The organism is Vagococcus sp. WN89Y (genome assembly GCF_052220145.1).
Classification (GTDB): Bacteria; Pseudomonadota; Gammaproteobacteria; order Enterobacterales; family Enterobacteriaceae; genus Kosakonia.
The window spans coordinates 185,469-204,525 of sequence record NZ_JBQPOM010000011.1 but is presented as its reverse complement, the minus strand read 5'-3'; the positions used below and the strand labels follow the sequence as shown (position 1 = coordinate 204,525).

General features: G+C 54.5%; 18 protein-coding genes. 10 read left to right on the top strand and 8 right to left on the bottom strand.

What is annotated here, in order from left to right; genetic code table 11:
- Positions 1 to 327 precede the first annotated feature (327 nt).
- From aroP to ACTU3N_RS02770, 3 genes are all read left to right on the top strand, one after another.
- Positions 328 to 1,701, top strand: coding sequence for an aromatic amino acid transporter AroP (gene aroP, locus ACTU3N_RS02780; RefSeq protein ID WP_443084603.1), 1,374 nt, complete (start codon positions 328 to 330; stop codon positions 1,699 to 1,701).
- A 152-nt stretch (positions 1,702 to 1,853) separates the two neighbouring features.
- The gene (locus tag ACTU3N_RS02775; protein ID WP_443084602.1) at positions 1,854 to 3,260 is read left to right on the top strand and encodes a glycoside-pentoside-hexuronide (GPH):cation symporter; all 1,407 of its coding nucleotides are present in this window, start codon (positions 1,854 to 1,856) and stop codon (positions 3,258 to 3,260) included.
- Positions 3,260 to 4,210, top strand: a complete 951-nt coding sequence (locus ACTU3N_RS02770; RefSeq protein ID WP_443084601.1) for a glycoside hydrolase family 43 protein — start codon at positions 3,260 to 3,262, stop codon at positions 4,208 to 4,210. Before ACTU3N_RS02775 ends, ACTU3N_RS02770 begins: the two co-directional genes overlap by 1 nt.
- Positions 4,211 to 4,226: 16 nt before the next feature.
- On the opposite strand, the gene ampE is transcribed toward ACTU3N_RS02770, so the two are convergent.
- Positions 4,227 to 5,081 (bottom strand): beta-lactamase regulator AmpE, encoded by an 855-nt coding sequence (ampE, locus tag ACTU3N_RS02765; RefSeq protein WP_443084600.1) that lies wholly within the window; start codon positions 5,079 to 5,081, stop codon positions 4,227 to 4,229.
- Entirely contained in the window at positions 5,078 to 5,641 is a 564-nt protein-coding gene (ampD, locus tag ACTU3N_RS02760; protein WP_443084599.1) for a 1,6-anhydro-N-acetylmuramyl-L-alanine amidase AmpD, read from the bottom strand. Before ampD ends, ampE begins: the two co-directional genes overlap by 4 nt.
- Positions 5,642 to 5,759: 118 nt before the next feature.
- On the opposite strand from ampD, the gene nadC reads away from it, so the two are divergent.
- The 4 genes from nadC to hofC all read left to right on the top strand — a co-directional run bounded on the left by nadC (position 5,760) and on the right by hofC (position 9,852).
- Entirely contained in the window at positions 5,760 to 6,653 is an 894-nt protein-coding gene (nadC, locus tag ACTU3N_RS02755; protein WP_443084598.1) for a carboxylating nicotinate-nucleotide diphosphorylase, read from the top strand.
- Positions 6,654 to 6,827: 174 nt separating this feature from the next.
- Positions 6,828 to 7,265, top strand: a complete 438-nt coding sequence (ppdD, locus tag ACTU3N_RS02750; protein ID WP_443084597.1) for a prepilin peptidase-dependent pilin — start codon at positions 6,828 to 6,830, stop codon at positions 7,263 to 7,265.
- A gap of 9 nt (positions 7,266 to 7,274) precedes the next feature.
- Positions 7,275 to 8,660 (top strand): type II secretion system protein GspE, encoded by a 1,386-nt coding sequence (gene gspE / locus ACTU3N_RS02745; protein WP_443084596.1) that lies wholly within the window; start codon positions 7,275 to 7,277, stop codon positions 8,658 to 8,660.
- Positions 8,650 to 9,852 carry a protein transport protein HofC gene (gene hofC / locus ACTU3N_RS02740; RefSeq protein ID WP_443084595.1) on the top strand — a complete coding sequence of 401 codons (1,203 nt, stop codon included), beginning with the start codon at positions 8,650 to 8,652 and terminating at the stop codon, positions 9,850 to 9,852. Before gspE ends, hofC begins: the two co-directional genes overlap by 11 nt.
- A gap of 29 nt (positions 9,853 to 9,881) precedes the next feature.
- Here hofC and ACTU3N_RS02735 read toward each other — a convergent pair whose 3' ends face one another.
- Entirely contained in the window at positions 9,882 to 10,925 is a 1,044-nt protein-coding gene (locus tag ACTU3N_RS02735) for a GMP reductase (protein ID WP_443084594.1), read from the bottom strand.
- Between the two features lie 279 nt (positions 10,926 to 11,204).
- Between ACTU3N_RS02735 and coaE the strand changes: the two genes are divergently transcribed.
- Genes coaE through yacG form a run of 3 tightly spaced genes read left to right on the top strand, consistent with a single transcriptional unit; the run spans position 11,205 to position 12,772 of the window.
- A complete protein-coding gene (gene coaE, locus ACTU3N_RS02730) occupies positions 11,205 to 11,825 on the top strand; it encodes a dephospho-CoA kinase (protein ID WP_443084593.1) in 621 nt (206 codons plus the stop codon).
- Positions 11,825 to 12,568, top strand: a complete 744-nt coding sequence (gene zapD, locus ACTU3N_RS02725) for a cell division protein ZapD (protein ID WP_443084592.1) — start codon at positions 11,825 to 11,827, stop codon at positions 12,566 to 12,568. Before coaE ends, zapD begins: the two co-directional genes overlap by 1 nt.
- 9 nt (positions 12,569 to 12,577) lie before the next feature.
- Positions 12,578 to 12,772, top strand: a complete 195-nt coding sequence (gene yacG, locus ACTU3N_RS02720) for a DNA gyrase inhibitor YacG (protein WP_443084591.1) — start codon at positions 12,578 to 12,580, stop codon at positions 12,770 to 12,772.
- Positions 12,773 to 12,774: 2 nt separating this feature from the next.
- On the opposite strand, the gene mutT is transcribed toward yacG, so the two are convergent.
- The 5 genes from mutT to ftsZ form a co-directional block, all read right to left on the bottom strand.
- Positions 12,775 to 13,185, bottom strand: coding sequence for an 8-oxo-dGTP diphosphatase MutT (mutT, locus tag ACTU3N_RS02715; RefSeq protein ID WP_443084590.1), 411 nt, complete (start codon positions 13,183 to 13,185; stop codon positions 12,775 to 12,777).
- 141 nt (positions 13,186 to 13,326) lie between these two features.
- Positions 13,327 to 16,041 carry a preprotein translocase subunit SecA gene (gene secA / locus ACTU3N_RS02710; RefSeq protein WP_443084617.1) on the bottom strand — a complete coding sequence of 905 codons (2,715 nt, stop codon included), beginning with the start codon at positions 16,039 to 16,041 and terminating at the stop codon, positions 13,327 to 13,329.
- Positions 16,042 to 16,091: 50 nt separating this feature from the next.
- Complete coding sequence (gene secM, locus ACTU3N_RS02705; RefSeq protein WP_443084589.1) at positions 16,092 to 16,598, bottom strand: secA translation cis-regulator SecM; 507 nt, start codon at positions 16,596 to 16,598, stop codon at positions 16,092 to 16,094.
- 261 nt (positions 16,599 to 16,859) lie between these two features.
- Positions 16,860 to 17,777 carry a UDP-3-O-acyl-N-acetylglucosamine deacetylase gene (gene lpxC, locus ACTU3N_RS02700; protein WP_443084588.1) on the bottom strand — a complete coding sequence of 306 codons (918 nt, stop codon included), beginning with the start codon at positions 17,775 to 17,777 and terminating at the stop codon, positions 16,860 to 16,862.
- 100 nt (positions 17,778 to 17,877) lie between these two features.
- A complete protein-coding gene (ftsZ, locus tag ACTU3N_RS02695; RefSeq protein ID WP_443084587.1) occupies positions 17,878 to 19,029 on the bottom strand; it encodes a cell division protein FtsZ in 1,152 nt (383 codons plus the stop codon).
- Between the last annotated feature and the right edge of the window lie 28 nt (positions 19,030 to 19,057).

Genomic DNA, 19,057 nt, shown 5'->3' with positions numbered 1-19,057 from the left:
ACCTCTTTGAAACGCAAAAAAGTGATATCTGAACCGATTCAGTTCATGAATTTATGATTTTTTATTCGATATATCTGCATAAAAGAAAAAACCACACCTAATCTGGTGGTAGATGCCCTGCTTACAATTGGTTTCTTTTTGTCCGGGTCGTTACCACGGCGTAATAAATCAGATGCATTCGCCTGCCCTTATCACTATTCTTAAGTTAACGAAAGGGATGTGTGGAAATTCACATAAGTTATTCGTAAACAAATAAATACATAAAATGGAATTTATCCATTACACGCAAACGACAGCGTAGACAACAATAACCACACACGAGGTTTCATGATGGAAGGTCAACAGCACGGCGATCAGCTAAAGCGCGGCCTTAAGAACCGCCATATACAGCTTATCGCGCTCGGGGGTGCTATCGGGACTGGCCTGTTTCTGGGTAGCGCGTCCGTTATTCAATCCGCAGGGCCGGGGATAATTCTCGGTTATGCCATCGCTGGTTTTATTGCTTTTCTGATTATGCGCCAGCTCGGTGAGATGGTGGTCGAGGAGCCGGTAGCAGGTTCCTTTAGCCACTTTGCCTATAAATACTGGGGAAGTTTTGCCGGTTTCGCGTCCGGCTGGAACTACTGGGTATTATATGTGCTGGTTGCGATGGCCGAACTGACCGCCGTCGGGAAATACGTTCAGTTCTGGTGGCCGGAAATCCCGACCTGGGTCTCCGCCGCCGCCTTCTTTGTGCTTATCAACGCCATCAACCTGACCAACGTCAAAGTGTTCGGTGAGATGGAGTTCTGGTTCGCCATTATTAAAGTAGTGGCCGTGGTGGCCATGATCCTGTTCGGCGGCTGGCTGCTGTTTAGCGGCAACGCAGGCCCACAAGCGACGGTACGCAACCTGTGGGAGCAAGGCGGTTTTCTGCCGCATGGTATGACCGGGCTGGTGATGATGATGGCGATCATTATGTTCTCTTTTGGCGGTCTGGAGCTGGTCGGCATCACTGCCGCCGAAGCAGATGACCCGGAGAAAAGCATTCCAAAAGCCACCAACCAGGTTATCTACCGTATCCTTATCTTCTATGTTGGTTCGCTGGCGGTGCTGCTCTCTTTGCTGCCGTGGACGCGCGTCACCGCAGATACTAGCCCATTTGTGCTGATTTTCCACGAGCTGGGCGATACGCTGGTGGCCAACGCCTTAAATATTGTGGTGCTGACCGCCGCACTCTCTGTTTATAACAGCTGCGTCTATTGCAACAGCCGTATGCTGTTTGGTCTGGCTAAGCAGGGTAACGCGCCGAAAATGCTGCAAAAAGTCGATAAACGCGGCGTGCCGGTAAACACTATCCTCGTCTCTGCCGGTGTCACCGCGCTGTGCGTGCTGATTAACTACCTGGCGCCGGAATCCGCGTTTGGCCTGCTGATGGCGCTGGTGGTTTCTGCCCTGGTTATCAACTGGGCAATGATTAGCCTGGCGCATATGCGTTTTCGCCGCGCGAAGCAGCAACAAGGTGTAACGCCGCGCTTCCCGGCGCTGTTTTATCCGCTCGGTAACTGGATCTGCCTGCTGTTTATGGCGGGTGTGCTGGTCATCATGCTGATGACGCCAGGCATGGCCATTTCGGTCTGGCTGATCCCGGTATGGATTGCTGTCCTCGCCGTTGGCTATTTCTGTAAACAGAAACGCACACAGGCGGCCAGCGCAAACTAATTTCCCCACCCTCTCCCCACCAGGAGAGGGTGCTACCTGCCTCACACTTTCTCTTTCACAGCTATTTTGTCCATCTCTGCGGCGTAATTCTGCTGCGCAAAAATAATCCATCAGGCGAATACTTCTCCCATACCTCACAGGGAGAACCGACAATGGACAACAATAAACTGTCTGTTAAAGAAAAGATCGGCTATGGCATGGGCGACGCAGGGTGCAATATCATCTTTGGCGCTATCATGTTGTTTGTTAACTATTTCTATACGGATATCTTCGGCCTTGCTCCCGCGCTGGTCGGGGTATTGCTGCTGTCGATTCGTGTTATTGACGCGGTGACCGACCCGATAATGGGGGCGCTCGCCGACCGGACGCAAAGTAAATACGGGCGTTTTCGACCGTGGCTGTTATGGATAGCCCTGCCATATGCGGTGTTTAGCGTGCTGATGTTTACCACCCCGGACTGGACCTACAATAGCAAGGTTATCTATGCCTTCGTGACCTACTTCCTGCTCTCGCTGACCTACACCGCAATCAATATTCCCTACTGTTCACTGGGGGGCGTTATCACCAACGATCCGAAAGAGCGCGTTGCGTGCCAGTCGTATCGCTTTGTGATGGTCGGCATTGCCACCCTGCTCCTGTCGCTGACTCTTCTGCCAATGGCGGAATGGTTCGGCGGCGAAGACAAAGCCAAAGGCTACCAGATGGCGATGACGGTGCTGGCGTTTATCGGCATGTGTATGTTTCTGTTCTGTTTTGCAACCGTACGCGAGCGCATCCGCCCGGCGGTGCCCACCAATGACGATCTGAAAAAAGATTTAAAAGATGTCTGGAAGAACGATCAGTGGGTGCGCATTCTGCTGCTGACGTTGTGCAACGTCTGCCCCGGTTTTATCCGTATGGCGGCGACCATGTATTACGTCACCTGGGTCATGGGGCAAAGTGCGCACTTTGCAACCCTTTTTATCAGCCTCGGCGTCGTCGGCATGATGATAGGCAGTATGCTGGCGAAGGTGCTGACCGACCGCTGGTGCAAACTGAAAGTCTTTTTCTGGACCAATATCGCGTTGGCTATCTTCTCCTGCGCGTTCTACTTCTTCGACCCGCAGGCCACGATGATGATTGTGGTGCTCTACTTCCTGCTCAATATCCTGCACCAGATCCCCTCGCCCTTGCACTGGTCGCTGATGGCGGATGTGGACGATTACGGCGAGTGGAAAACCGGTAAACGTATCACCGGTATTAGCTTCTCCGGCAACTTGTTCTTCCTGAAAGTCGGGCTGGCTATCGCCGGTGCGATGGTCGGGTTCCTGCTCTCCTGGTACGGTTATGACGCCGGAGCGAAACAGCAAAGCGCCAGCGCTGTCCACGGCATCATGCTGCTGTTCACCGTTATCCCAGGCGTAGGCTATCTGATAACCGCAGGTGTGGTTCGCCTGCTGAAAGTAGATCGTGAACTGATGAAGCAAATCCAGGTGGATCTGGAAAAACGCCGCGTCAATTATCGCGAACTGAATGAAAACCAGCACGTTCCGACAGGCGATAACGTAAGGAAAGCATAATGACTCAATGGCCAAATCCGTTTATCGAACAACGCGCAGACCCTTATATCCTGCGCGATGAAAATGACTACTACTTTGTTGCCTCGGTGCCGGAATACGATCGGCTGGAGATTCGCCGCGCCAGCTCGCTTGAGGGGCTGCGCACAGCCGAAGGTGTTGTGGTATGGCGCAAACCGCAAAGCGGCCCGATGAGCGAACTTATCTGGGCGCCGGAACTTCATCATATTGATGGCAAATGGTATCTCTATTTCGCCGCCGCCGGGACACGTGAACTTGACGAGCTGAATATGTTCCAGCACCGCATGTTTGCGCTGGAGTGCAGCGACGCCGATCCGTTAACCGGGCGCTGGACAGAAAAAGGGCAGATTAAAACCCACTACGATACATTTGCTCTCGATGCCACGACTTTCGCACACCAGGGAAAACGCTGGTATCTGTGGGCGCAGAAAGCGCCGGATATTCCGGGCAACTCCAACCTCTATCTGGCGGAAATGGAAAACCCGTGGACAATAAAAGGCAAACCGGTGCTGCTAAGTAAGCCTGAGTTCGACTGGGAGTGTCGGGGCTTTTTGGTCAACGAAGGCCCGGCAGTGCTGTTTCATAACGACAAGCTCTTTATCAGCTACTCCGCCAGCGCAACCGATGAAAACTACTGTATGGGCCTGCTGTGGATAGATGCCGACGCTGACCCGCAGCGCCCGGAAAACTGGCACAAATCGCCGCAGCCGGTCTTTAAAACCAGCAATGAAAACCGCCAGTATGGGCCGGGGCATAATAGTTTTACGCAGACCCCGCAAGGGGAAGATGTGCTGGTCTATCATGCGCGTAATTACACTGAAATCGAAGGCGATCCGCTCTACGATCCCAATCGCCACACCCGCCTGAAAACCATTCGCTGGCAAGAAAACGGGATGCCTGACTTTGGTATCCCGCCTGCGGATAATCAGTAAAGCGGCGGCACGCTGGCTAGATCAGCGTGCCGTAAATCGTCAGCAGCGCCACCACAACCACCAGCACCAGGGAGGTTTTCTTCGCCATCGACACGGCGGCTTTCGGCGTTTCGACCTTATCCATGTGCGGCTCGCGCGCCAGCGAATACTGCGCAAGGCTGGTCAGCACCTGATATTGCGAAGTGTGGCGATCGCCCAGTGAGGCAAACCACGCTGGCAGCGCTTTTTCACCGTGACCGAGCAGCGCATACACTACGCCCGCCAGGCGCACTGGTACCCAGTCCAGGACGTGCAGAATGGCATCAATACCGGACTGCTGGCGCTCATTCGGCGTGTGATAGCGCGCCAGCCAGGATTGCCAGCCACGTAAAAAAGCATAACCGACCAGCAGTACCGGCCCCCACGGACCGCCAACAATAAACCAGAACATGGGTGCCAGGTAATAGCGAAAGTTAATCCACAGCAGCGCATTTTGCAGCTCGCGCAGAAACTCGCGCTCATCACACCCCGGCGGCACACCGTGGATAAGCGTCAGCTCGCTGGCCATCGCCGCGTGGGCGTGGCTGTCGTTACGCGCCGCCGCTTTCAGATAAGCATGATAGTGCAGGCGCACCTTGCCCGCCCCGATGCACAGCAGACCAATCAGGATCCACGCCACCAGCAACGGAACATTAAAAAACAGCCCCAACAGCGCGCGCAAAATCAGAAACGTCACCAGCATGGCCAGCGCCGTCATCAGCAGCGTTTTGAACATGGACCAGGCGTTGACCCGCCGGAACAACGTCTCCAGCCGGTGGTCCAGTTGCCAGTGCTCGCCCAGTTTAAACAGGCGTTCTGCGATAAGCACCAGCAGCAGGGTAAATAACGTCATGGCATCTCCTTTTCTGATGCGCCGCTCACCAGCGCACGGAATTTCGCCCAGTCAAAGGCCGGTCCGGGATCGGTCTTACGTTCCGGGGCAATGTCGCAATGCCCGGTCATATTGTCGGCAATCGACGGATAAAGCTCAACCAGCGTGCGCGTCACGGCGGCCAGCTGGCGGTACTGTACCTCGGTATAAGGCTCGGTGTCCGTCCCCTCCAGCTCAATACCGATGGAGAAATCATTGCAGCGCTCCCGCCCCTGGTAATGAGAAACGCCCGCATGCCAGGCGCGCTTGTCAAAAGGCACATACTGCACAATTTCCCCATCGCGGCGGATAAGGCAATGGGCCGAAACACGCAGATGGGCAATCTCAGCAAAAAAGGGATCGGCATCACAATCCAGGGTGCCGGTAAAGAGCGCATCTATCCAGGGGCCGCCAAACTGGCCCGGCGGTAGGCTAATATTATGAACGACCAGCAACGACGGCTGTTCATTATCCGGGCGGCAATCAAAATGGGGAGACGGCACATGCCGCGCCTCCACCAGCCAGCCCTTGCTGAGATGCATAAGAAACTCCTTACCCAGGATGGTGCACAAACTCGCTTCAGAGTAGCATGTTATGCTGTACCCCGTAATGGCTTCCCGAACCTAACATTGTGATTCGTTACCCTTTTTGGAGTTTATCATGCCGCCTCGCCGCTATAACCCCGACCTTCGACGTGACGCACTGCTTAAACGTATTGAACTGGACATCCCTGCTGCTGTTGCTCACGCGCTGCGCGAAGATCTGGGTGGAGAAATTGATGCGAACAATGATATTACCGCGCAATTATTACCACCGGAGAACATCGCCCATGCGGTGGTGATTACCCGCGAAGACGGCGTATTTTGCGGTAAACGCTGGGTTGAAGAGGTATTTATCCAGCTGGCGGGCGATGCCGTCACCCTTTTATGGCATGTGGCCGACGGTGATGATATTCGCGCTGACCAGCCATTATTTGAGCTAAAAGGCCCGTCGCGACTGTTGCTGACCGGCGAGCGCACCGCGCTGAATTTTGTGCAGACATTATCGGGCGTTGCCAGCGTCGTGCGCCACTACGTCACGCTGCTGGAAGGCACGAAAACGCAGCTGCTCGATACGCGAAAAACCTTGCCAGGGCTGCGAAGTGCGCTGAAATACGCGGTACTTTGCGCAGGCGGAGCCAATCACCGGCTTGGGTTGTCCGATGCGTTTCTTATCAAAGAAAACCATATCATCGCCGCGGGTTCCGTGCGCCAGGCCATTGAGAAAGCGTTCTGGCTGCATCCTGACGTGCCTGTTGAAGTCGAAGTCGAATCGCTTGATGAGCTCGACGAAGCGCTCAAAGCGGGCGCGGATATCATTATGCTGGATAATTTTACGGTCGATCAGATGCGCGAAGCCGTCGTTCGCACTAACGGCCAGGCGCAGCTTGAAGTCTCAGGCAATGTCACAGAAGCAACGCTGCGTGAATACGCGCAAACCGGCGTTGATTATATCTCGGTGGGCGCGCTGACCAAGCATGTTCGCGCCCTCGATCTGTCGATGCGGTTTCGCTAAATCCGCCGCTAAACCTAACGGGCTACGGCCCGTTTTGCGTACTCTCTCCCATATTCTTTGCATCAGGCTGTAAGCCATAAAATAATCCTGAAGCTGCCTTCCTGAACCTTTTTTTGCCTCTCGCCGGAAAAAAATTCTGCTGACAAAGTAGCGGCTCTGCATAAGGAGCCCATCATGGATAAACAAAAAGGATTTACGCTCATCGAGTTAATGGTCGTCATCGGCATTATCGCAATTCTGAGCGCCGTCGGCATTCCTGCCTACCAGAACTACCTGCGCAAAGCCGCGCTGACCGATATGTTGCAAACCTTTATTCCCTACCGAACGGCGGTAGAGCTATGCGCGCTTGAGCGCGGCGGCATAGAGGGTTGCGATGCGGGCAGTAACGGTATCCCGGCACCGGTAACGTCGCGCTATGTATCCTCGCTGAGCGTGGCGAAAGGTATTGTCTCGTTGAGCGGCCAGGAAAGCCTCAGCGGGCTAAATGTGGTGATGACGCCGCTATGGAGCAACGCGGGCGGCATGCAAGGCTGGCAGCGGGTCTGTAACACCGCTGCGGATAGCGCCCTGCAACAGGCGTGTGAAGATGTCTTTCACGCAACAAAACCGTAAGGAGGCGCGATGAGAAATGACAAACTGGTTGCGCTTTGCGAGCGACACAACGCGGTGCTATTAAACAGCGATGCAGATTTGCTCACCATCGCCGTGGTGGAAACGCCAACACCGGCGCTGATGGAATCACTCAGCTTTGCGGCGCAAAAACGTGTCGATATCCGCTGCTGGACACCGGAGCAGATGGACAAACACCATCAAATGGCGGCGCAAACGCACCTGCCAGCCGTCACGGATGATGCGGCGTCTGCGGTGGAGCTGCTCAATCAAACACTCCAGCAGGCGTTACGGCTACGTGCGTCGGATATTCATTTCGAGCCAGCAGAGCATCACTACAGCATCCGGCTGCGGGTTGATGGCGTGCTTCATCCTCTGCCCTCGCTACCTGTTGGCATCGCCAGTTCACTGACGGCCAGGCTAAAAGTCCTTGGCAATCTGGATATCGCCGAACGGCGGCTGCCGCAGGATGGGCAATTTAGCGTTGAACTCTCGGGTGAGCAGATCTCTTTTCGTATCGCCACGCTTGCGTGCCGCCACGGCGAAAAAGTGGTTCTACGCCTGTTGCATCAGGTCAACCAGGCCCTTGAGCTGGACGCGCTGGGGATGAGCGAGTCACAGCTGGCGCATTTTAAAAGCGCGCTGGCACAGCCTCAGGGACTCATACTGGTTACCGGCCCCACCGGCAGCGGTAAAACTGTGACCCTTTACAGCGCATTACAGGCGCGCAACAGGCCCGACGCAAACCTGTGCAGCGTGGAAGATCCTGTCGAAATCCCCCTGGCGGGGCTGAATCAAACACAGATTAATCCGCGCAGCGGGTTATCATTTCAGAGCGTGCTTCGCGCTCTGCTACGTCAGGATCCGGACGTCATTATGGTAGGTGAGATCCGCGACGGCGAAACGGCGGAGATAGCCATAAAAGCCTCGCAAACGGGCCATCTGGTACTGTCTACCCTGCACACCAATTCAACCTGTGAAACGCTGGTTCGCATTGAGCAAATGGGCGTTGCACGCTGGATGATTGCCTCTGCGCTGTCGCTGGTCGTTGCCCAACGGCTGGTGCGCAAACTTTGCCCACATTGCCGCATGCGCCAGGAGGAAGACGTGCATCTGCCAGGCGAAGTGTGGCCGCGCCCGCTACCGCGCTGGCATGCAGAAGGCTGTGAACATTGCTACCACGGCTTTTATGGGCGGGTAGCGCTGTTTGAACTCCTCGCCATCAACACCGAGTTACGCCAGGCGATAGCCAGCAATCAAAGCGTGCACGAAATAGAGCAGTGCGCACGACGTAGTGGGATGCTCCCCTTGTTTCAGAACGGCTGCCTTGCAGTCGAACAAGGGCTGACCACACTTGAAGAGCTGGTACGGATACTGGGTTTTCCGGATGGCGAGTAAACAACTCTGGCAATGGCGCGGCATTGATAAAACGGGAGCATTGCAGGCGGGAGCACACTGGAGCGAGAGCCGTGCCGCTGTTGTCGATCTTATGCAGCAGCAACAGATCCATCTGCTCAGCTTAAAACGCCGCCCGGTGCGTCGGGCGCTGTGGCGTGTTGAACACAGCTGCACACTTTTGCACCAGTTGGCAACATTACTGCAGGCCGGGCTGTCGCTGCCGGATGGCCTGCAATTGCTGGCAGCACAGCATTCCGCCAGCCAGTGGCAGGCTTTATTGAGCCACCTCGCGCAGGCGCTGGAGCAGGGAGAAACATTCTCAGCAGCCCTCGCCCCGTGGCCGGAGGTGTTTCCTCCTCTGTGGCTTGCGATGATCCGTACCGGGGAGTTAACGGGTAAGCTGGATGAGTGCTGTTTTAAGCTTGCCCAACAGCAAAAAGCACAGCAGGCGCTGGCGCTCAAAGTGAAAAAAGCGCTGCGCTATCCATTAATAATCCTCACGCTGACCGCAGCGGTTGTGCTGGCTATGGTGTACCTGGTTCTGCCGGAGTTTTCTGCCATCTACCGGACGTTTAACACCCCGCTGCCAGTGCTAACGCGTGGCGTGATTGCCGGTGCCGCGCTGATGCAGCAGTGCGCGCTGCCTTTGCTGGCGATTGCTTTGCTGGTCGGTATTGCGGCTTCCCTGCTTCGTAAGCATGAAGGGTGGTTACGCTATCAACAGCGCGTGCTGCTTTCTTGCCCGATGATTGGCCAGCTGGTGCGCGGCCAACGGCTAAGCCAGATATTTACCGTGCTGTCGCTCACGCAGCGCGCAGGTATCACGTTTCTTGCAGGCCTGGAAAGCATCAGGGAAACCATCACCTGCCCCTGGTGGCGGGATATTTTGCAACAGGCGCATCAGCAGATAACCGAAGGCACCGGGATCTCCACTGCTCTTGCGTGCAGCGGGGCATTTTCACCTCTATGCATTCAGCTTATTCATACCGGGGAGATGTCCGGCGCGCTGGATACCATGCTGAACAATCTGGCGGAGTATCACAGCGAGCAAACGATGCAGCAGGCAGACGGGCTGGCCAGCGTGTTAGAGCCGCTGCTGCTGGTGGTGACGGGGCTTATCATTGGGGTGCTAGTGGTTGCCATGTACCTGCCCATCTTTCATCTGGGTGATGCGATGGGCGGTACAGGCTAGAGCAGTCAGCGCATGGCTGCCTGAGGAGATCACAGGCTATTGAAAACGCGGTTCTCTTGTTCCTGAACACGGATAAAAGTCGTGCGTTTTGTCAGCTCTTTCAGGCGGGAAGCGCCAACGTATGTGCAGGCTGAACGTAAACCGCCGAGGATATCACGCGCGGTGTTCTCGACCGGGCCACGCAGGGGGAGCTTCACGGTTTTCCCTTCTGCCGCGCGGTAGCCCGCGACACCGCCTACGTGGCGGTTCATGGCAGATTCGGAGCTCATACCGTAGAACAGCATAAATTTTTCACCGTTTTCTTCCACGACGGTGCCGCCACTCTCTTCATGGCCTGCCAGCATACCGCCGAGCATCACGAAGTCCGCGCCGCCGCCGAAAGCTTTCGCCACATCGCCCGGCACGGTGCAACCGCCATCGCTGACAATCTGCCCGCCGAGGCCGTGAGCGGCATCCGCGCATTCAATAACGGCGGAGAGCTGCGGGTAACCCACGCCGGTTTTCACACGCGTTGTGCATACGGAACCGGGGCCAATGCCGACTTTAACGATATCAGCGCCGGACAAGATTAACTCTTCGCACATTTCGCCGGTAACGACGTTACCGGCACAGATAGTTTTGTTCGGCCAGGCGTCGCGCGCTTTGGCAACGAACTGTACGAAGTGCTCGGAATAGCCATTTGCCACATCAATGCAGACAAAATTCAGCGAAGGATGCAAAGCCAGGATCTGTTTGGTCTTCTCGAAATCCGCATCAGAAGTTCCGGTCGACACCATGACATGGCGCAGCACGTCTTCAGTTTCACGCGCAGCGAAAGCTTTCCAGTCGTCGACGGAATAGTGTTTATGTACGGCTGTAAGAATGTCGAATGACGCTAACGCTTTTGCCATCGCAAAGGTACCGACGGTATCCATATTGGCGGCAATAACCGGTACACCTGACCAGCGCATCCCTGAATGCTTGAAGGTGAATTCGCGCTCCAGTTCAACATCGGAACGGCTTTTGAGGGTGGAACGTTTAGGACGGATAAGAACGTCTTTAAAACCTAACTTCAAATCTTCTTCAATACGCATGTGCGGATTCCTGGGGTGATTAGCAAAAGGACAAACTCACAACTCCAGTGACGTTATCATACGCACTAATAAGGGCCGCACAAGACTGCGAAAATCTCTTTTTTTACGCTACAATCCTATAAATTTACCTGATGAACAGGCAAGTTCGGTTTAATTCATTTTTTTGCTGATAATTGAAATTGTAACTCGTTGATTAACATTGCAAATAAAGTTTGAATTTTGCGGTTGATTTATTCACGAGCGGCAATTTACGGCACATTATTTCCAGGATTTATTGTTATGAGTTATACGGTCGCGTTAACAGGAGGCATTGGCAGCGGTAAAAGTACCGTAGCGAATGCTTTTGCGGCGTTGGGTGTTAACGTTATCGACGCTGATATCATCGCCCGCCAGATTGTGGAACCCGGCTCGTCTGCATTACGTGCCATCGCCGAACATTTTGGTCCTGATATGATCCTTCAGGACGGTTCACTCAATCGCCGCCTTTTACGTGAACGCATCTTTGCTTCTCCGGTTGATAAATCCTGGCTTAACGGTTTGCTTCACCCACTTATTCATCAGCAGACACAGCGCGAGATTGCGCAGGCTACCTCACCCTGGGTGCTATGGGTGGTTCCGCTGCTTGTTGAAAACCAGCTTGCAGATAAAGCCGATCGCGTGCTGGTGGTGGATGTCAGCGTTGAGACACAAATTTCCCGCACCATGCAGCGTGACGGGGTTAGTCGCGAACATGCTGAAAAAATTATCGAGGCGCAGGCCACACGAGAAGCGCGACTGGCCGTCGCGGATGATATTATTGACAATAACGGCACACCGGATGAAATCGCATCGGATGTCGCCCGCCTGCACGCCGCGTATTTGCAGTACGCTTCGCAGGCCGTATCAAAGGAAAACCCGTAATGCACACCCACATCCTTTTTGAACACCCGCTTAACGAGAAAATGCGCACCTGGCTGCGTGTCGAGTTTTTAATGCAACAGCTCACAGTCCGCCTCCCGTTAAGCAGTCATGCGGATGCGTTGCATTTTTTCCGCAATGTTGGCGAGTTGCTGGATGTGTTTGAACGCGGCGATACCCGCACTGAATTATTGAAAGAGCTGGAGCGCCAGCAGCGTAAACTACGCGCCTGGAGCGATGTGCCCGGCGTCGATCTCAACCGTATCGAAGCGATTCGCCAGCAGTTAAAAGAGAGCGGCGCCACGCTGATGAGCGCGCCACGCATCGGTCAGTTGCTGCGCGAAGATCGCCTGATAGCGCTGGTGCGCCAGCGTTTGAGCATTCCTGGCGGTTGCTGTAGCTTTGATCTGCCGACCCTGCATATGTGGCTGCATTTGCCGCAAGCGCAGCGCGACACGCAGGTTAGCGTCTGGCTGGAGAGCCTGAAACCGCTGACGGCAACGCTTACCTTGATCCTTGATCTTATTCGTAACGCCGCGCCATTTCGTCGCCAGACCAGCCTGAATGGTTTTTACCAGGATAATGGCGAAGACGCCGACCTGCTGCGTCTCAAATTGCCGCTGGAAGACCAGTTATACCCGCAAATTTCTGGCCATAAGAGCCGCTTTGCCATTCGTTTTCTTCCGCTGGATAGCGAAAACGGTGTCGTACCCGAGCGTCTCGATTTTGAACTGGCCTGCTGTTAAGGAGTAAAGATGTCTGAAGAAACCATTGTAAGCTGCCCAACCTGCGGCAAGAGCGTGACGTGGAACGAGCACAGCCCGTATCGCCCATTTTGTTCAAAACGCTGCCAGCTTATTGATTTGGGAGAGTGGGCTGCTGAAGAAAAACGCATTCCCAGCGCGGGCGATCAGTCAGACAGCGATGACTGGAGCGAAGAGCAGTACTAAACTCAGGCCTCGCCGGGCGCGCAGCGGTCTGTTAACAGCCGGGCGATCACCGGCTCGTTGGCTGGCGGGAAGTTCTCAGCAACCAGCGCGCTCTGCGCAACCCACCAGCCAGGCTGGCCCTCTTTTCCCCACGGCTCGCCCTGCCAGTTTTCCACCAGCCAGAACCACAGCGTGATGTGACGATCCACGAACGCATATTCCAGCTTATCGAAAAGCACGGCACCTTGCGGCGTAATACCCACCTCTTCCTGTAGCTCGCGGATCATCGCCTGTTCCGGCGTTTCGCCCGCTTCTATTTTCCCGCCGGGGAATTCCCACTTATTGGCCATGTGCGCATCGGCAGCGCGACGGGTGATAAAGATTTCCCCTTGCGGGTTACGAATGATGCCAACAGCGATGTTTAAAATTTTCATGCAGGCTCCGTAAAAAAGGCGCAGATATCTGCGCCTTTGTAATTATTCAGACCGCTGGTCGCGAAGCGCTTTCATTGCACGCTTTTATTTGCGGGCAAAGAACAGGCATCGCATTTCGCGTATCCTGATTGTGCCGCGCGCTTAGCTAAGGCGACCGTGGCACTGTTTGTATTTCTTACCGGAACCGCACGGGCACGGGTCGTTACGCCCGACTTTACGCTCGCCGGTTTGCGCAGCAAGCGCGGCGGCCGCTTCCGACTGATCGTCCATGTGGCTCAACTGCTGCATCTGCGCCAGACGCTCAGCGTCCTGACGGCGTTGCTGCTCCATGGCTTCGACTTCTTCCGGCATACGTACCTGCACTTTGCTCAGGGTGCTGATCACTTCATATTTCAGTGATTCCAGCATCGCCGCGAACATAGAGAAGGACTCGCGCTTGTACTCCTGTTTCGGATCTTTTTGCGCATAGCCACGCAGGTGGATGCCCTGGCGCAGATAATCCATCGCCGCAAGGTGCTCTTTCCACAGGGAATCCAGCGTTTGCAGCATCACGCCTTTTTCGAAGTGGCGCATCATCTCTGCGCCCACCACGTCCTCTTTGCGCTGATAAGACTCTATCGCATTTTGCAAAATACGTTCACGCAGGGTCTCTTCGTGCAGATCCGGTTCTTTATCCAGCCATTCGGCGATCGGCAGATCCAGATCGAAATCATTTTTCAGGCGTTCCTGCAGACCAGGAATATCCCACATCTCTTCCAGCGACTGCGGCGGAATATGTGCATCGATCGTCGCTTTGAAGACATCTTCCCGGATGCTGTTAATGGTTTCACTAACGTCTGAAACATCCAGTAGCTCATTACGCTGAGTATAAATAGCGCGACGCTGATCGTTTGCCACATCATCATATTCAAGCAGTTGCTTACGAATGTCGAAGTTGCGGCTTTCCACTTTACGCTGCGCATTCGCAATCGCTTTTGTGACCCACGGGTGCTCGATCGCTTCGCCCGGTTTCATGCCAAGCTTGCGCATCATGCCAGAGACACGATCGGAGGCAAAGATACGCATCAGCGCATCTTCCATCGACAGATAGAAACGAGAGGAACCCGGATCGCCCTGACGACCGGAACGACCGCGCAACTGGTTATCGATACGACGCGATTCATGGCGCTCGGTACCGATAATATGCAGACCACCGGACGCCAGCACCGCATCGTGGCGTTCCTGCCAGTCCGCTTTGATTTTGGCAATTTGCTCTTCGGTTGGGTTTTCAAGCGCCGCCAGTTCAGTCTGCCAGCTACCGCCCAGCACGATATCGGTACCACGGCCCGCCATGTTGGTGGCGATGGTAACTGCGCCTGGGTAACCGGCCTGCGCGACGATATCCGCTTCTTTGGCGTGGAACTTCGCGTTGAGAACATTGTGCTTGATACCAGCTTTTGTCAGCTCATTAGACACAACTTCTGATTTTTCGATGGAGATTGTCCCCACCAGCACCGGCTGGCCATTCGCGGTACGCTCTTTGATATCTTCAATAATGGCCTGAATTTTTTCCGCTTCGGTCATATAAACCAGATCCGCCATGTCTTTACGGATCATCGGGCGGTTAGTCGGCACCACAACCGTATCGAGTTTATAAATAGAGCTGAACTCAAATGCTTCGGTATCTGCCGTACCGGTCATCCCGGCCAGTTTTTCGTACAGGCGGAAATAGTTCTGGAAAGTGATAGAGGCCAGCGTCTGGTTCTCGTTCTGGATCTCAACGCCCTCTTTCGCTTCCACGGCCTGGTGCAGACCATCAGACCAGCGGCGGCCCTGCATGGTACGACCGGTATGCTCATCGACGATAATGACTTCGCCGTCTTTAACGATGTAATCCACATCACGGGTAAACAGCGCATGCGCACGCAGCGCAGCGGTAACGTGATGCATCAGCATGATGTTCGTCGGGGAGTACAGCGACTCGCCTTCTTCCATAATGCCTTCTTTCACCAGCAGCTCTTCAATCAGCACCAGACCGCGTTCGGTCAGCGTCACCTGGCGCGCTTTTTCATCGACAGAGAAGTGGCCTTCACCCTGGAAGGTGTCAGAGTCGTCTTTTTCCTGACGAACCAGGTAAGGAATGATTTTGTTAACTTTCTTGTACAGCTCGGAGCTGTCTTCCGCCGGGCCGGAGATAATCAGCGGCGTACGCGCTTCATCGATAAGGATGGAGTCCACCTCATCCACTAACGCATAGTGCAGCTTACGCTGGACGCGCTCTTCCGGGCTGAAGGCCATGTTATCGCGCAGGTAGTCGAAGCCGTATTCGTTGTTGGTGCCGTAAGTAATATCGGCAGCGTAGGCTTCGCGTTTGGCAACAGACGGCATGCCCGGCAGGTTGATACCCACGGTCATACCGAGGAATTCAAACAGCGGGCGGTTATTTTCGGCGTCACGCTGGGCCAGATAGTCGTTGACGGTCACTACATGCACGCCTTTACCGCTCAGCGCATTGAGGTAGGCTGGCAGCGTTGCGGTCAGAGTTTTACCTTCACCGGTACGCATTTCGGCAATGCATCGCTCGTTGAGCACCATACCGCCCAGCAGCTGTACATCGAAGTGACGCATGCCAAACACGCGCTTACTCGCTTCGCGAACAACGGCGAATGCCTCCGGGATCAGGCTTTCTACGGTTTCACCTTTTTCCAGGCGCGCGCGAAATTCTGCGGTTTTGGCTTTCAGCTCATCATCGGTGAGCTTTTCCATTGCCGGTTCCATGGCGTTAATCTGGGTGACGGTTTTACGCATGCGGCGCAGTGTGCGGTCGTTACGACTGCCGAAAACTTTGGTCAATAATTTGATTAGCATATTCAATATCTCAAACGCCCCGCTTTGCGGAGCTAAAAAAGGAAAATACGGTTCTTTTTCTAGCTAAGGCGTTGTGGCCCGGCGCGAATGCCTTGCACCTGGCTAATCCAGGCAGCAACACGAAATGCGCTATGGGGAGTGAAAGGTGTCGTCGTCGCCAGACGGACGATAGCCGGCGGCTTGCTTTCCTGGGTCAGCAGCGCGCTGAGCGTATCCAGTAAAACGAGATGGTGCGCCTCGACAGGCAAGGCCTCTTCCGTTGCCACCGGTAGCGCTTGCGGCGCCATGGCGAACGAAAGGTGGCGAATAACGGTACGGATAGCGTGCTGGTGCCAGTAATCAACGGTGAAGTTGGGGCGGCGATTGGCTTCCAGCAAGGCCAGACTGGTAAATTTAGCCGTGCTGCTACTGTCATGATTACGCGAGCTTTCCCGCGCGGGCTGTGTGGGTTCGGAATTGTTGGCAAGCGCAGGCAGGCCGAGGCTCGCCGCGACCATCCCTAATAAGAGATGCGGCCAAAAATAGCGTCTGCCAAATTGTCGCCAGCGCGTCAGTATTCCGCTCACTTGCCCCACCAGAAGAGTAACAATTTATTGTCTATCGCGTTTTGCGCAAGAATCTTATCATTAAAGCAGCCTGCATCGCAGCAGTATTCAGATATTACGCGGTTAAAGTGGTTATGAAAGCAGCGATCGCGCCACTATCAGCACAAATGAAGCATAAAAGAGGAATAAAGGAGGAGCGTTGCAAAACGCACAAATAAAAACGACTGGCTTCCCTGACCGGAGAGAGTGCCAGGTTAACCAGTCGCTTTTCAGGCTCTGACGTTACGCCAGAACCATAGTAGGTGCTTTGAAGGCCAGCGGCAGTTCGGCTTCGTCTTCGAACGTCACATATTCCCAGGCTTCCTGTTTTGCCAGAACAGCCTGCAACAGTTTGTTGTTCAGCGCATGACCGGATTTATACGCGGTAAAGGCACCGATAATATTGTGACCGCACATGAACAGGTCGCCAATTGCATCCAGCATTTTGTGGCGAACAAATTCATCTTCGAAACGCAGACCGTCTTCGTTAAGTACGCGATAATCATCAACTACGATGGCACAATCGAAGCTACCGCCCAGGCACAATCCACGTGACTGGAGGTATTCGATATCGCGCATAAAACCGAAGGTACGCGCACGACTGATCTGGCGCATAAATGCGTCGGCAGAAAAATTCATCGCGTAGCGCTGCGTGCTGGCGTCAATCGCCGGGTGATTAAAGTCGATGGTAAAGTCGAGAGAGAAACCGTTGTGCGGTTTGAACTCTGCCCACTTGTCACCGTCTTCAACACGCACCGTCTCTTTGATGCGAACAAATTTCTTGGCGCTGTTCAGCTCTTCAATGCCTGCGTCAAGCAGCAGGTAAACAAAAGGCGCAGCGCTGCCATCCATAATTGGAATTTCCGGCGCATCGACTTCAACAATAATGTTGTCGATGCCCAGCCCTGCCAGCGCAGCATTTAAGTGCTCGACAGTGGAAATCCGCACGTCATGCTCATTGACCAGACATGTACAGAGCATTGTATCACGCACAGATTTAGCATCGGCCGGGAAATCTACCGGTGGATTTAAGTCGGTGCGACGATAGATGACCCCGGTGTTTGCCGGCGCAGGGCGCAACGTCAGTGTGACTTTCTTGCCGGTATGCAAACCGACACCCGTCGCCTGAACGATACGTTTAAGTGTCCTTTGTTTGATCATCGTATAATCTCGCCTGTTTACCAATCCATCCAAATTGTATAACACAATCGGACGGCCAGTTTAGCACAAAGAGCGAAGAAGCCCAACTTCCAGCTTATTCTTAATCAGCCTGTTTGCGCAAAAACGCTGGAATATCCAGGTAATCCGGCTCTTTAGCGGTCTGCGGCGTGTTGTCGTTAACCACTTTTGAAACCGGTTTTTGCTCTTGCTGCATCGGCTGCATGCCATGCTGCTGGAAGCGATCCATTGCCGGCTGCTGCGCCTGCTTGTTGGTCACCAGGGTGATTTCAGGACGCTTGTCCATACCAATACCGGTGGCAACAACGGTGACGCGCAGCTCGTCGTTCATATCCGGGTCAAGGGAAGTACCGATAACCACGGTTGCGTTATCCGACGCAAAGGCACGGATGGTGTTCCCCACCGTTTCAAACTCATCCAGACGCAGGTCAAAGCCCGCCGTGATGTTAACCAGTACGCCACGTGCGCCGGAAAGATCGATATCTTCGAGCAGCGGGCTGGAAATCGCCATCTCTGCGGCTTCTTCGGCGCGATCTTCACCGCTTGCCACGCCGGAGCCCATCATCGCGTAGCCCATTTCGGACATCACGGTGCGCACGTCGGCGAAGTCAACGTTCATCAGACCCGGACGGGTAATCAGCTCGGCGATACCCTGAACCGCCCCTTTCAGTACGTCATTTGCTGCGCCGAAAGCATCCAGCAACGAGATACCGCGACCCAATACTTTTAACAGCTTATCGTTCGGGATAGTGATAAGCGAGTCCACATGCTTGGACAGCTCAGTGATACCCTGCTCGGCAAACGCCATGCGCTTTTTGCCTTCGAAATTGAAAGGCTTCGTCACCACAGCAACCGTCAGGATACCCAAATCTTTCGCGACTTCAGCCACGACAGGCGCAGCGCCGGTACCCGTACCGCCGCCCATGCCGGCCGCGATAAAGACCATGTCAGCACCTTCAAGCGCAGCGCGCAGAGCTTCGCGATCTTCTTCTGCCGCGTTACGCCCAACTTCCGGATTAGCGCCAGCGCCCAGACCTTTGGTGATACCGCCACCGATCTGAATGGTTTGACCTACCGCCGTTTTACGCAATGCTTGCGCATCGGTATTCACCGCGAAGAATTCAACACCTTCGATGCGTTCGCGCACCATATGCTCTACGGCGTTACCGCCGCCGCCACCGACGCCGATGACTTTAATCACCGCGTCGTTGGTTAATTCCATCGGTTCAAACATAATTTCTCTCCGTTTTGTGCCTGTCGCC

Bases quoted from the DNA above. Each gene is read 5' to 3' on its own strand.
- aroP (WP_443084603.1), top strand. From the start codon at position 328: ATGATGGAAGGTCAACAGCACGGCGATCAGCTAAAGCGCGGCCTTAAG.
- ACTU3N_RS02775 (WP_443084602.1), top strand. From the start codon at position 1,854: ATGGACAACAATAAACTGTCTGTTAAAGAAAAGATCGGCTATGGCATG.
- ACTU3N_RS02770 (WP_443084601.1), top strand. From the start codon at position 3,260: ATGACTCAATGGCCAAATCCGTTTATCGAACAACGCGCAGACCCTTAT.
- ampE (WP_443084600.1), bottom strand. From the start codon at position 5,081: ATGACGTTATTTACCCTGCTGCTGGTGCTTATCGCAGAACGCCTGTTT.
- ampD (WP_443084599.1), bottom strand. From the start codon at position 5,641: ATGCATCTCAGCAAGGGCTGGCTGGTGGAGGCGCGGCATGTGCCGTCT.
- nadC (WP_443084598.1), top strand. From the start codon at position 5,760: ATGCCGCCTCGCCGCTATAACCCCGACCTTCGACGTGACGCACTGCTT.
- ppdD (WP_443084597.1), top strand. From the start codon at position 6,828: ATGGATAAACAAAAAGGATTTACGCTCATCGAGTTAATGGTCGTCATC.
- gspE (WP_443084596.1), top strand. From the start codon at position 7,275: ATGAGAAATGACAAACTGGTTGCGCTTTGCGAGCGACACAACGCGGTG.
- hofC (WP_443084595.1), top strand. From the start codon at position 8,650: ATGGCGAGTAAACAACTCTGGCAATGGCGCGGCATTGATAAAACGGGA.
- ACTU3N_RS02735 (WP_443084594.1), bottom strand. From the start codon at position 10,925: ATGCGTATTGAAGAAGATTTGAAGTTAGGTTTTAAAGACGTTCTTATC.
- coaE (WP_443084593.1), top strand. From the start codon at position 11,205: ATGAGTTATACGGTCGCGTTAACAGGAGGCATTGGCAGCGGTAAAAGT.
- zapD (WP_443084592.1), top strand. From the start codon at position 11,825: ATGCACACCCACATCCTTTTTGAACACCCGCTTAACGAGAAAATGCGC.
- yacG (WP_443084591.1), top strand. From the start codon at position 12,578: ATGTCTGAAGAAACCATTGTAAGCTGCCCAACCTGCGGCAAGAGCGTG.
- mutT (WP_443084590.1), bottom strand. From the start codon at position 13,185: ATGAAAATTTTAAACATCGCTGTTGGCATCATTCGTAACCCGCAAGGG.
- lpxC (WP_443084588.1), bottom strand. From the start codon at position 17,777: ATGATCAAACAAAGGACACTTAAACGTATCGTTCAGGCGACGGGTGTC.
- ftsZ (WP_443084587.1), bottom strand. From the start codon at position 19,029: ATGTTTGAACCGATGGAATTAACCAACGACGCGGTGATTAAAGTCATC.